The organism is Bacillus sp. G402 (genome assembly GCF_051172515.1).
In the GTDB taxonomy this organism is placed as follows: Bacteria; Bacillota; Bacilli; order Bacillales; family Bacillaceae; genus Bacillus; species Bacillus altitudinis.
This window is the reverse complement of the sequence record NZ_JBPIZC010000004.1, coordinates 193,270-204,828: the sequence shown is the minus strand read 5'-3', so window position 1 is coordinate 204,828 and position 11,559 is coordinate 193,270. Positions and strand designations below refer to the sequence as shown.

The following is an 11,559-nucleotide window of genomic DNA, read 5'->3' as shown; positions in this document are numbered from 1 at the left end:
TTACGATTTGATTTCATTTTTAATAGGAATTTGAATTTCAATGAGTCTGCCTTCTTCATTTTCTGACAATGGGTAATAGATTTCTCGGCCCGGCTGATCATCTTTCACGCGGTATCCGTTATGTTCGATCCATGTCGCCAGGTCAACACAAGCAGTTTGTGCAAATGGGGATTGTGAATGAAATAATAGTGTCGCCATGGTTTCTTCAGCTGGTAACGTGCGCATCGTAATTCCCTGAGGAAGAGAGCCCCTTAACGCTTTAGCGGAATACCCAACCTCAAATTCGAACTCACTTTCTTTAGCAAGTGATTCCCTCCACAGCACGATTTGTGGCTCTTAGTTCAATTCTTGCGGGTGTTTATGTAACAAATGATGAAACGTTTGAAAGAATGATGGGATCTCATCAACAGTTCCGTTGGATTGAAAAGACATGATGCGTTTGCTTTCAACCGATTTGATGATGACCTCCTGTTCTTTTTCAACACAACCCTCTCGTTTGATGAGGTGCATCCGCTCCTTAATACGGGCTAATTTCTGTTGTTCTCTTTCGATCAATTGCTGAATTTCACTCTCTTTCAAGAGAAACATGCCTTGAATCTGCTCTACCGAAATATCTTCACGAAGAAGCTGCCCCATTTGTTTTAACGTAAAACCTAATTCCTTATAAAGAAAAATTCGATTGACCTCAAGTAACTGCTCAGCTGAGTAATAACGGTATCCCGAATCTTGATCGATCTGCTGAGGCTTTAATAAATCAATTTGGTCATAATACCTTAAGGTTTTGACAGGGACTTTACTTAACATAGAAAAATCACCGATTTTGAACATCCTGATCTCCTCCGATTTGTTGATCTGATCACAGTATAAACCTTTCAGTTAAGGGGAAGGTCAACACGAAGTTGATTAAATTTTTCAAAAGCACGAAAAAACCTAGATTTCTCTAAAATCTAGGTTTTGCTCATTATCCTACTATTTTTTCTAACAATCCCATCGCTTCAACAATCTTTATATCATCCATAAATCGTTGCAAACTTACTTTATGCTCTTTCTTTTGTAAATCTGTTGAATAACCTAAGCATAGATTAAAAATACAATCTAACCTTTGTCCGACTCCACTATAAAAATAATTCGTCAATATTCCATTATTTTCACTTGCAAGAACCACAACTGTAGCGATCTCTAATACATATTCTATATCTTCTATAGAAATCGTTCGATCCTTTTTCTTAGCAGTCATGAATTCATGACTATGAATAGAGCGAATCCTACCTTCAAGTAAATTGAGTATAGACCTTTTATAGATGACATACACACTGTGAATATGATGTTTATCAGGACAATAGGGATCTTGTAAAATGAATTTTATACGTTCATCTTCTTTTTCCATTTTTATTGCATCAAGATCATATAATAAAATATGATCAATTTCTTCTATTTTCATAGTAGGATACATGTGGGCTACATCTGTTTTGTTTTTCAATTGATCACCCCGAAATCTAGTCTCTCTTACTCCAAACGTTCCAATCTTTCAAGCCACTTGACAATAGCTCCGTTTGTAAAAAAATCGAGTATGACACCCTCGCAAAATCGTTCAGCTCTCAGAACCCCCATGATGAGAGCCAGCACACACTGCGAATTTAAATTGGAAACGTCCACATCCTCCATGTCGTTCATTCCCCATTCAATTCCATTTTCTTTGAGGATCTCTCTATAGCGGGTAATCTCCAGTTCTTGATGCTGTTCTGCAAATGTATAGACATCCTCGATAAAACGACGGACCGTTTCGGAATAATTCACATAGGGCATCTGAATCGGGTGTTCCGCTGTTCCATCATTTTCTTGATCTATGACCCATTCACCAATATCATTGCCCTGAAGCAAAGGGATATAGTTAGTTAGAATCTCAAATTGACTCAACCTCATCCTCCTCCATTCCTTTGATCGACATCTCTGAATAAGTTGGTAAAAAAAGTCCGTGATGATCCTACAAGCTAGAAGCCAGTATTCAAATCACGGACCGTTTTATTCATTTCACTTTTTATACTCTAACCATCGATACCACGGTCTCCACATGCGCCGTATGCGGAAACATATCCACTGGCTGCATGTATTCGATTTTGTAGTCTTTTGACATGTATTCGAGGTCTTTTGCTAGTGTAGATGGGTTGCAAGAGACGTAGACAAAGCGTTTTGGTTTGACTTGTTTGACGGTGTCTAGGAAAGTGCGTTCGCAGCCTGTTCTTGGCGGGTCGACGACGATAACATCGGGACGGAAGCCTTCTTTGACCCATTTTGGCAGCCAGTGTTCGGCTGTGCCTGTCACATAAGTTGCGTTTTTCATGCCGTGTTTTTTGGCATTTTTCTTCGCGTCATCAATTGATTCTTTGATGACATCCATACCTCTTACTTCTTTTGCTCCATCTGAGAGCCACATTCCAATGGTTCCAACGCCACAATACGTATCGACTACCTTTTCTTTGCCAGTCAGTTTGGCCGCTTTTTTCGCTTCGTCGTAAAGCTTTAATGTCTGCTTCGGATTCAATTGGAAGAAAGCCCGTGCACTCAATTCAAATGAGACGTCTCCTAAAAATTCTTGGATGACCATGTTGCCAGCTAGGAGCGATGTTTTATGCCCAAAGATGACTGACGTTTTTTCGCCATTGATATTGTGCATAATAGACGTCACTTCTGGTAGACGTTTTTGAATGGCTTCGGCGATTTCTTTTTTCTTTGGAAACTCAGGTTTTGATGTGACAAGGACGACTTGGACTTCACCTGTTTCAAAGCCGACACGCACGACAATCGAGCGTACGTCGCCTTTTCTTGTCCGTTCATTGTAGACAGATACGCCGAATTTCTCTAAAATTTTGCGGACAACGCCCGTTGTTTTGTTCGTTTTTGGATGCTGTACGATACATTCTTTGATCGGGACAAGTTTATGGGAATTCAGCCCATAAAGCCCTGCGATGATGTCGCCGCTATGTGATCTTCCGACTTGGAACTGACTTTTATTCCGGTAGTGCCATGGATCTTCCATACCGATTGTTGGTCTAATGTCGATCTTTTCAACCGACAGCTTTGTATGACGCTCCATTGATTGAATGACAATATCGCGTTTTTCCTTTAATTGCTGCTCGTATGCCAAATGCTGAAGCTGACAGCCTCCGCACTCTTCGTATACTGGGCACGGCGGTTTCACTCGATGTTCTGAGCGCTTTCGAACTTTCCTCACCGTACCTTCTGCATATTTCGCTTGAACATTCGTTGCTTCAACTACTACTTCCTCACCTGGAAGTGCACCTGGGACAAAGACCACTTGCTTTTTAAAATAACCGACCCCTTCCCCATTAATGCCAAGGCGTTTAATGGTAAGCGGGAACTGCTGCCCCTTTTGCAGAAGGGCTCCTTGCTGTTTTTCTTTCACGTTTATTCTCTCCGTTCTATTTAAACCTTTATCGGTTGTCCTCATTTTATTCCATCTGAATAGTATATCACGACTTGGACGAAGAGCGAAAATGCCTTTCAATTATTTATCTGTCTCTATACTTCTCCATAAATAAAGAGAAGCGTAGCTTAAATACGGTGCCCACTCCTTGCTTAAAACTGCCATCTCTTCTTTTGTTGGCTTTACTGGCAGGTCAAAGTGACGTTTGATCGCATTTTGAATCCCAATATCTGCCGTTGGAAATAGATTTGGTCTTCCGAGCCCATTCATGAGGACATTTTGCACCGTCCAAGGTCCAATCCCTCTAATCGGAAGCAGACGTTCTTCAATTTCAATATCCGTTAAGTCGTGTAATTCTTCTAAATTCAGAGAGCCGCTCACTATTCGCTTTGAGACATCAATCACATATTCCGCTTTTCGCTGACTGAATTGCAGTTTTCTCAAATCATCGGTTTCAAGTGATGCAATGGTTTCCGGTAAAGGGTCAAACCAGACGCCGTCGATTTGCTCACCATACGTATGAACAAACCGTTTCGTCAGCTCATAAGCAAATGCAAGATTGAGCTGCTGATGAATGATGCATTTCATCAAGCAATGATATAGATGGAAATCCAGCATAAGCGGCGTTCCGATATGACGTTCAAAAATGGGCGCAAGATTTGTTTGAGCAAAATGGTCATGCACGGCATGTAATTGATGCTCCATGCCAAATATCCGCTTCACCTCAGAAAGGATGGCTTCCTCCGGCCCGTTAGCCTGTATCCGGAACGAAGGCGCTTCTTTTGTTCCTGTCGCTTGAACGACTGCAATGTACGGTTTATGATTCAGCCTCATCGGTACTTTGATTTCTCTTTTATCCAGATCGACCGCCTTTAATGGATCGCTCGACAAACGTCTCAGCACTTGATCGAAGTGATAGGGCGGTTCAACCAATAGGTGTTTTTCCCACATGTTTTCCCTCTTCCTTTCTGCCAACACACGCAGATGTGATTGTTTCACTTTGCATGAATGATTCTCTATATTGAATACTTTTAAATATAAAGAGTACAAGAATTTATCAGTTATATCTTCCTTATTTATGGTCATTCTCCTTTTGGATAGATGAAAATTTTTAGTCGAATTCAGCTAAAATTCGACAGCAATCTTCAACATTTTAGGAGCTTTTTCCTTAAATTAGAAATAGAACCTATGGGTGATATCTTCTATCTCAAAAATATTTGTATAATTATGACATATCAAGGAGGTGAACAAAGGAATTAGCGGATTAGGCAATCATTTGTTTCATCTTGCAGGAACATATTTACCTCATTGATAACCGGCTTTACCTAGTTTCACGTTTTACTAAAAGAAGACCCAAAATTTAAAAACAAAGGAGATCCGACCAATGAAAAAAACAATTCTTTCTGTTGCCCTTGCCACTGCTGTTTCTTCGACACTACCAGTATTCGCTGACGCTGCTGAAAAAACATCATCAGCACCCGTCTCTACTACACTACAGCAAACTGTTTTAAACAAAGCTGCTGAAGGTAAAGCTGGAACGACAGCTAGTCCTAATGTTAACGTCAATTTCGATGTCCTTGGAATTGCCAATGCAATCATTAACGCAGTAAATGCAAATGCCAACCGTTCTGGATTCGTTAAAGGTGTAATGGAAAGCACATTCTATGCTGCTGGCGGCAGATATAACGTCATGGTCTTTAACCTAAGCCAAAACTATGAAGACCGCTTTAATGGCGTGAAAACTTTCGCTACTGCTAACCTTGGTAATGTTGTTTACGGTATTTGGGTTTTTGAGAGCGGTACATTTAAAAACAACGGCGATGGCGGCTGGGATAACTGGGCATTTAGAGGCTGGTTTGACCGTCAAAATAAATTCGTTACGTTCCATCGTCCTTAATTCTCGCTTTATCCATCAATCATACACGCACATTGGACCGATCTCAGCGATGAGATCGGCTTTTTTATGGTGAAAACGTATAAGTTCACCGCTACTGCTTCATGATATAATGCAAGTCTGGAGGGGTGCACATGCTGAAAAAACTTGCAGTGACAAAAAACGGCGACTTGATTGAACATGCAACATTGCAGCAGCTTTCAAGCCCCGATATTGCCTGGTATTGGATTGATTTTTATGCGCCAACGGAAAAGGAAGCAGCACTGTTAAAGGAATTTTTTCAGTTCCATCCGCTTGCGATTGAAGATTGCTTCCATTATTTACAGCGGCCGAAGCTTGATTTTTATGAAGGGTATTTATTTTTCGTCCTTCATGCCCTCAATCAAAAAACACTTCGATCTGAAGAAGTCGACCTGTTTGTTGGAGAAAACTATATCGTTACTTTTCATTTGAAGGAAGCGCCCTACATTGATCGAGTCATTCGAAAGCTCAAAGGGTCTGACAAAGCACGAGAGAGCGGTCCAGAGCATATGGCTTATATGCTGATTGACCAGCTCGTCGATGATTATTTTCCTATTATTTATCAAATTGAGGACAGGCTCAATGAAATCGAGGATGAAGAAGGGCATAAAACGTATGGTACATTAATGAACGAAGTATTCGGTATTCGATCCGATTTGCTCAAACTGCGCAGAACCATTATCCCGATGAGGGACCTCTTATATCGAATTGTGAACACGAATATGATGAAAAGCGATGCAAACCGGCAAGCATATTTTAATGATATTTATGATCATCTATTGAAACTAACAGAGATCGTTGAGTCAAACCGTGATATGACAGCCGATTTACGAGACAGCTATCAAACACTAAATTCCAACCGAATGAATGCCATCATGATGACACTGACCATTGTCTCGACGATTTTTATTCCACTAACCTTTATTGTTGGGGTGTATGGGATGAACTTTGATAACATGCCTGAATTACACTGGAAATATGGCTATTTTGGCGTACTGATTTTCATGGGTTTGCTTGTCTCAGGGATGCTTTTGTGGTTTAAACATAAAGGATGGTTTAGGATTTTCAAATAGTTTTTTGAGAGAAGTGCTTGAAAGGGAGATACTATGGAAAACTGGATTCCACTGACAGACAAAGAACTAAAGTACGCATGGAAAACATTTGATCAAGAGTTTAAATTTAACCCAAGCATCTCTCGCTTTCCCGGTTTTCAAGCACCATCTCCTTACATCACATATGATATCTCTGCTTATTTCGAGGACCCTTCTCTCCTAAGTGCGGATGAAGACCTTGAAAAGAAGGCACTGCTGTCTTTTCAGGAGAATATCACCGGAACCGGCGAATATATGCAGGTACTTGATTGGCAGCACGAATGCTATTGGATCACACCATACGGCTCATTTGAAAAAGATGAATTTGGAGAATGGAGAGTTCCTGTGCTCCCAAATGGGGATTACTATTTCTTTTTATCGAAAGAGATGACCTGGGGTTTACTAGGACATCCTTGGGAGCAAAGCATCACGATTTTCGGTGAGGGCTTGATTGACTCCTTTACTCGTCATCGTCCCCTTTTGTTCCAGCGTAAAATAAGAGAAGGATAAGTCAAAAAGCTTGCAGTGTCTGCAAGCTTTTTTCTATAGCTGAGGGAGATGCCATACTTTTTCAAGCATGAGATCGTCTAAGCTTTTAAAGGTATATCCTTGTTTTTTTAAAGCAGTGATGGCATCATCAAGTGCCTCGGCATTGTCCCTTGAGACGGTATGAAGTAAGTAAATGGCACCCGGATGCGCCTGTTTCATCATTTGATTGTACGCATACTGTTTTCCTTTTTGATGGTGGATGTGCCAATCTACAAACGCTACTGACCAGAAAACGGTTTGGTAGCCAAGCTGTTTCGTTTCCTTTAGTACCCTTTCACTGAACACTCCGCGCGGTGGACGAAGGTAGAGGTTATCTTGTTTTCCTGTGATTTTGTATACCGCTTCATTGACACGATCTAGCTCTTCTTTGATTTCTTTCGTGCTCTTTGTTGTTAAATCTGGATGGTGATAGGAATGGTTGCCAATAATATGACCTTCCTCTGCCATACGTTTGACGAGCTTGGGCTGGTCCTTTACAAAGTGCCCAGTCACAAAAAAGGTGCCGGGTACTTGATGCTTTTTCAGCACGTCCAAGATTTTGGGTGTGTATCCATTCTCATAGCCATTGTCGAATGTAAAATAAATCTCTTTCTTTTTCGTATTTCCTAAATAGAAAGCATCATATTTCTTTAAGAGTGTCGTCAGTTCCTTGCCGGCATCTGCTGGCTTGTGCTCTTTGCTTTTAGCAAATCCCCAATGAATGGGCTGATTAGACACGGCTTCTAAGTTTGAAAAAGGCATCGATACAAAAAGCGCACATAGACAGATCAGTATGCATTTTTTCATTTACGTCACTTCCCGGTTTTTCTTCTATTGTGCAGAATATACCGGGTACTCATACACTTTTTGACCTGCCAATTTAAAGAAAAAAGCCCGCATCAGCGCGAGCTATTCTTCCTTCCAATCGGTTTTAAATCGTTCATATTTCGCTTCTAGGTCGTCAATCATCTGGATGAGTCTGTCTATATCCTCAACGTCTGTGGATTCAGGATCTAATGAATCAATCACATTCATAAACATATCTAATCGGTTCTTTAAATAATCAACCTGCTGCTCTTTGCTGTCTGCTGCCTTGCCCATAGATACACTCCCTTTAGCATTTGTTTATAGCTTATCTTTTTTTCCTTTGTAAATCAATTGTGTCCCCTCTTGCGTATAACGGTGATGGGGCTTAAAATTAACTGTTGGCGGGTCTATGTTTGCCCGAATGAAAAGGAGATAGATACCATGAACCAAAAAACAGCACTTCGTCCGATTACACCTGCATTCGACCCTTGGGAAGCCTATCTCGATGTGCAGGATTACGGAGAAATGAAGCTGACAAATATTGAATTGACGACAACGACGTTGTGTAACATGAGATGTGAGCACTGTGCGGTTGGCTATACTTTGCAGCCAAAAGATCCGAATGCACTGCCACTCGATTTACTGCTTCGCCGTTTAGATGAAGTACCGCTCTTGCGTTCCCTTAGCATTACAGGCGGAGAGCCGATGCTGTCTCTGAAATCTGTACGGGAATATGTCGTTCCTTTATTAAAGTATGCCCATGAACGCGGCGTCCGTACCCAAATTAATTCGAATTTAACACTTGATTTGGCTCGATATGAAGAGATTATTCCATACTTGGATGTCCTACACATTTCACATAACTGGGGGACGGTCGAAGAGTTTGCTACGGTTGGTTTTGCAATGATGGACCGAAAGCCAACCTTTGAGCAGCGTGAGAAATTGTTTAACCGCATGATTGAGAATAGTCAGGCCCTTGTGAAAGCGGGTGTAACCGTATCTGCTGAAACGATGCTGAATAAGCGTACGCTTCCTTATATTGAACACATCCATCGTCAAATCGTGGACGAGATGAAATGCCAGCGCCACGAAGTTCACCCGATGTATCCAAGTGATTTTGCCAGCGCCCTTGAATCATTGTCGCTTCCACAAATGCGGGATGCGATTCATCAGCTGCTCGATGTTCGTGATGAGAACACATGGATGCTGTTTGGCACATTGCCATTTTATTCATGCAGCACAGATGAAGAAGACCAGCGCCTCTTGACTCGATTGCGTCAAGCGAAAAATGTGACAGTACGAAATGACCCTGATGGCCGTTCACGGTTGAATGTGAATATTTTTGATGGGAATATTATTGTGACAGACTTTGGCGATACACCGCCATTAGGAAATATTGAAACCGATACGTTGCAATCAGCTTATACACGCTGGATGAACACAAAATTGGCAAAAGAACTGAATTGTCATTGCCCAAGTGTGCAATGCCTTGGTCCGAATGTTCTTGTGAAAAACAGTTATTATCAAGATGTTGATTTTACTTCTCGTACAGCCAGGGGGTAACCGATAGATGGACGAAACATTTCTGACAGTGGTCAAGAACAAATACATTGAAATTCTCCTTGTTGGACTCATTCTTTGGCTTGCCGTCTTTATGATCAACAAAGCGCTTCAGATTTTCTTTAAACGCACTGAATTCATTGAAGACAAGAAGAAAAAAACGATTGAGAGCTTGGTCAAATCGGTTTCAAAGTATACAGCTTCCATATGTTTTGTCTTATATGTGATTTCTTTATTCTTTCATGACTTTGGGAAGATTCTTGCGGGGGCTGGTGTGGCTGGAATTGTCATTGGTTTTGGTGCTCAGACCTTGATTCGTGATATTTTAGCCGGCATCTTCCTCATTTATGAAAGGCAAATTCATAAAGGTGATTATGTGACGGTCAATAATCTTTTTAACGGAACCATTGAAGAAATTGGTCTCCGGTCTTTGCAAATTAGAGAATGGAGCGGCAAGCTTTTAACCATTTCAAACGGAGACATTCGTCAAATCCAAAACTACAATATGCACTACATGCGTATCACAGAGTCAGTCTTGATCAGCGCAAACCAAAATCCTGATATTGCTTTCAAGGCGCTAGAAACAGCATGTGATCAGTTAAATCAAATGCATCATGATTTACTGAAAAAAGATGAATTCCAAAACGCCATTGAACCTTTTCAGGTTCATGGCATTATGGGGCTCAATAAATTGAATCGCGGGATTGAGATCACCGTAAAAGGAATGGTCGAGGATGAAAAATACTTCGAAGCCGCCCTCGCTGTGCGAAAAGAAATGATCACACAACTTCATCAGCATGATGTGAAATTGCTTGAGGATCTCGTCTATCCACAGCCTGCAAAATAACCTCATTTGTGATGGGGTTATTTTTTTGATTGTTTTTAGTTAACCGGTTAATTATAATATTATATAGTTAACCAATTAACTAAAAGGAAGGATGTTTACATTGAGAAAAACTGAAGCGATTTTTTTTATTAAGCAAATGTATCAAGAGGTGTTAATCCAATTAGATATAGAAAAGGTGGAGACTTATTTTTCTTCAGATTATCAGCAAGTCACTGATGGAAAGGTCTCTTCCCTTGATGAATTTAAAAAGCATCTCTCCACATTAAAAGTCATGACCAAACAGCTCGACATCCCCGCCTTTCATGATATGTTGTTTGATGAAGAGACTCAGCAAGGGTGTTTTCGTTACACTGTACATGTTGAGCTGTCCACAGGAGACCATGGTCTAATAGATGTGATGGCGTTATTTACTTTATTAGATGGTAGAATCATTCGGTGTGATGAGCTGACTAGACCGCATGAGAAAAATAAGACGCTTGAACAACTTGGACATATCAGCTAAGGAATTCTTTTCTTTTCAGCCGTCTTACTTCTATCCTCTTGACTGATTCATGTATAATAGAAAGCAGATTGATTTCATGCAGCATGGGGACCCTCATACTGTGTATTTACTAATTGAAAGAGAGTGAATAAGATGGGTCGTAAATGGAACAACATTAAAGAAAAGAAAGCATCAAAGGATGCCAATACAAGTCGTATTTACGCAAAATTCGGGCGTGAAATCTATGTGGCTGCCAAGCAAGGTGAGCCAAATCCAGAATCAAACCAAGCACTTCGTTTTGTCCTAGAACGTGCAAAAACATATAGTGTCCCAAAACACATTGTGGACCGTGCGATTGAAAAAGCAAAAGGCGGCGCAGAAGAGAACTTCGATGAGCTGCGTTACGAAGGATTTGGTCCAAACGGATCTATGGTGATCGTTGATGCCCTGACCAATAACGTCAACCGCACAGCGTCTGATGTTCGTGCAGCATTTGGGAAAAACGGCGGAAATATGGGCGTCAGTGGATCTGTTGCTTACATGTTTGACCAAACAGCGGTGATCGGTGTCGAGGGGAAAAGTGAAGAAGAAACGCTTGAACTTTTAATGGAAGCAGACATTGATGTACGTGACATTATGGAAGAAGATGATACGGTGATCGTCTACGCTGAACCAGATCAATTCCATCAAGTTCAAGAAGCGTTCAAACAGGCAGGCGTAGAAGAATTTACTGTCGCTGAAATCACAATGCTGCCTCAAAACGAAGTGACATTAGATGATGAATCGAAAGCACAATTCGAGAAACTAATCGATGTATTAGAAGAGCTTGAAGACGTGCAGCAAGTTTATCATAATGTGGATTTAGGGGAATAATCAGCTAAGCCA

At 40.9% G+C, this 11,559-nt stretch carries 13 protein-coding genes and 1 pseudogene; 7 read left to right on the top strand and 7 right to left on the bottom strand.

The genetic code is table 11. The annotated features are described in order from the left end of the window. The 5 genes and pseudogenes from ACSBQP_RS16725 to ACSBQP_RS16705 form a co-directional block, all read right to left on the bottom strand. Nucleotides 1-828: pseudogene (locus tag ACSBQP_RS16725) on the bottom strand (MerR family transcriptional regulator). A 133-nt stretch (nucleotides 829-961) separates the two neighbouring features. Further along, nucleotides 962-1,480 carry a hypothetical protein gene (locus ACSBQP_RS16720; protein ID WP_129548164.1) on the bottom strand — a complete coding sequence of 173 codons (519 nt, stop codon included), beginning with the start codon at nucleotides 1,478-1,480 and terminating at the stop codon, nucleotides 962-964. A 26-nt stretch (nucleotides 1,481-1,506) separates the two neighbouring features. Then, complete coding sequence (locus ACSBQP_RS16715; protein WP_435028646.1) at nucleotides 1,507-1,917, bottom strand: DUF6508 domain-containing protein; 411 nt, start codon at nucleotides 1,915-1,917, stop codon at nucleotides 1,507-1,509. Between the two features lie 121 nt (nucleotides 1,918-2,038). Then, on the bottom strand, nucleotides 2,039-3,424 hold the full coding sequence (rlmD, locus tag ACSBQP_RS16710) for a 23S rRNA (uracil(1939)-C(5))-methyltransferase RlmD (RefSeq protein ID WP_435028645.1): 1,386 nt from the start codon (nucleotides 3,422-3,424) through the stop codon (nucleotides 2,039-2,041). A gap of 102 nt (nucleotides 3,425-3,526) precedes the next feature. Beyond that, the gene (locus ACSBQP_RS16705) at nucleotides 3,527-4,396 is read right to left on the bottom strand and encodes a DNA-3-methyladenine glycosylase family protein (RefSeq protein ID WP_435028644.1); all 870 of its coding nucleotides are present in this window, start codon (nucleotides 4,394-4,396) and stop codon (nucleotides 3,527-3,529) included. Nucleotides 4,397-4,829: 433 nt separating this feature from the next. On the opposite strand from ACSBQP_RS16705, the gene ACSBQP_RS16700 reads away from it, so the two are divergent. From ACSBQP_RS16700 to ACSBQP_RS16690, 3 genes are all read left to right on the top strand, one after another. Further along, a complete protein-coding gene (locus tag ACSBQP_RS16700; protein WP_017366836.1) occupies nucleotides 4,830-5,342 on the top strand; it encodes a hypothetical protein in 513 nt (170 codons plus the stop codon). Between the two features lie 131 nt (nucleotides 5,343-5,473). Continuing rightward, entirely contained in the window at nucleotides 5,474-6,433 is a 960-nt protein-coding gene (gene corA / locus ACSBQP_RS16695) for a magnesium/cobalt transporter CorA (protein ID WP_007496624.1), read from the top strand. Nucleotides 6,434-6,466: 33 nt separating this feature from the next. Continuing rightward, nucleotides 6,467-6,961, top strand: coding sequence for a DUF2716 domain-containing protein (locus tag ACSBQP_RS16690; RefSeq protein ID WP_046526902.1), 495 nt, complete (start codon nucleotides 6,467-6,469; stop codon nucleotides 6,959-6,961). A gap of 33 nt (nucleotides 6,962-6,994) precedes the next feature. Here ACSBQP_RS16690 and pdaA read toward each other — a convergent pair whose 3' ends face one another. Then, the gene (gene pdaA, locus ACSBQP_RS16685) at nucleotides 6,995-7,786 is read right to left on the bottom strand and encodes a delta-lactam-biosynthetic de-N-acetylase (RefSeq protein ID WP_039168013.1); all 792 of its coding nucleotides are present in this window, start codon (nucleotides 7,784-7,786) and stop codon (nucleotides 6,995-6,997) included. A gap of 102 nt (nucleotides 7,787-7,888) precedes the next feature. Beyond that, complete coding sequence (locus ACSBQP_RS16680) at nucleotides 7,889-8,080, bottom strand: SE1561 family protein (protein WP_003218031.1); 192 nt, start codon at nucleotides 8,078-8,080, stop codon at nucleotides 7,889-7,891. 147 nt (nucleotides 8,081-8,227) lie between these two features. On the opposite strand from ACSBQP_RS16680, the gene yfkAB reads away from it, so the two are divergent. The 4 genes from yfkAB (at nucleotide 8,228) to ACSBQP_RS16660 (ending at nucleotide 11,547) form a co-directional block, all read left to right on the top strand. Then, nucleotides 8,228-9,349 (top strand): radical SAM/CxCxxxxC motif protein YfkAB, encoded by a 1,122-nt coding sequence (gene yfkAB, locus ACSBQP_RS16675; RefSeq protein WP_017358799.1) that lies wholly within the window; start codon nucleotides 8,228-8,230, stop codon nucleotides 9,347-9,349. A 7-nt stretch (nucleotides 9,350-9,356) separates the two neighbouring features. Continuing rightward, entirely contained in the window at nucleotides 9,357-10,193 is an 837-nt protein-coding gene (locus ACSBQP_RS16670; RefSeq protein WP_025206933.1) for a mechanosensitive ion channel family protein, read from the top strand. Between the two features lie 100 nt (nucleotides 10,194-10,293). Then, entirely contained in the window at nucleotides 10,294-10,695 is a 402-nt protein-coding gene (locus tag ACSBQP_RS16665; RefSeq protein WP_017358797.1) for a nuclear transport factor 2 family protein, read from the top strand. Nucleotides 10,696-10,827: 132 nt separating this feature from the next. Beyond that, nucleotides 10,828-11,547 (top strand): YebC/PmpR family DNA-binding transcriptional regulator, encoded by a 720-nt coding sequence (locus tag ACSBQP_RS16660; protein WP_007496614.1) that lies wholly within the window; start codon nucleotides 10,828-10,830, stop codon nucleotides 11,545-11,547. The last annotated feature ends 12 nt before the right edge of the window (nucleotides 11,548-11,559 follow it).

What these genes read in the sequence shown, in the direction of transcription:
- ACSBQP_RS16705 (WP_435028644.1), bottom strand. Translation starts at nt 4,396, where the DNA reads ATGTGGGAAAAACACCTATTGGTTGAACCGCCCTATCACTTCGATCAA.
- ACSBQP_RS16700 (WP_017366836.1), top strand. Translation starts at nt 4,830, where the DNA reads ATGAAAAAAACAATTCTTTCTGTTGCCCTTGCCACTGCTGTTTCTTCG.
- corA (WP_007496624.1), top strand. Translation starts at nt 5,474, where the DNA reads ATGCTGAAAAAACTTGCAGTGACAAAAAACGGCGACTTGATTGAACAT.
- ACSBQP_RS16690 (WP_046526902.1), top strand. Translation starts at nt 6,467, where the DNA reads ATGGAAAACTGGATTCCACTGACAGACAAAGAACTAAAGTACGCATGG.
- pdaA (WP_039168013.1), bottom strand. Translation starts at nt 7,786, where the DNA reads ATGAAAAAATGCATACTGATCTGTCTATGTGCGCTTTTTGTATCGATG.
- ACSBQP_RS16680 (WP_003218031.1), bottom strand. Translation starts at nt 8,080, where the DNA reads ATGGGCAAGGCAGCAGACAGCAAAGAGCAGCAGGTTGATTATTTAAAG.
- yfkAB (WP_017358799.1), top strand. Translation starts at nt 8,228, where the DNA reads ATGAACCAAAAAACAGCACTTCGTCCGATTACACCTGCATTCGACCCT.
- ACSBQP_RS16670 (WP_025206933.1), top strand. Translation starts at nt 9,357, where the DNA reads ATGGACGAAACATTTCTGACAGTGGTCAAGAACAAATACATTGAAATT.
- ACSBQP_RS16660 (WP_007496614.1), top strand. Translation starts at nt 10,828, where the DNA reads ATGGGTCGTAAATGGAACAACATTAAAGAAAAGAAAGCATCAAAGGAT.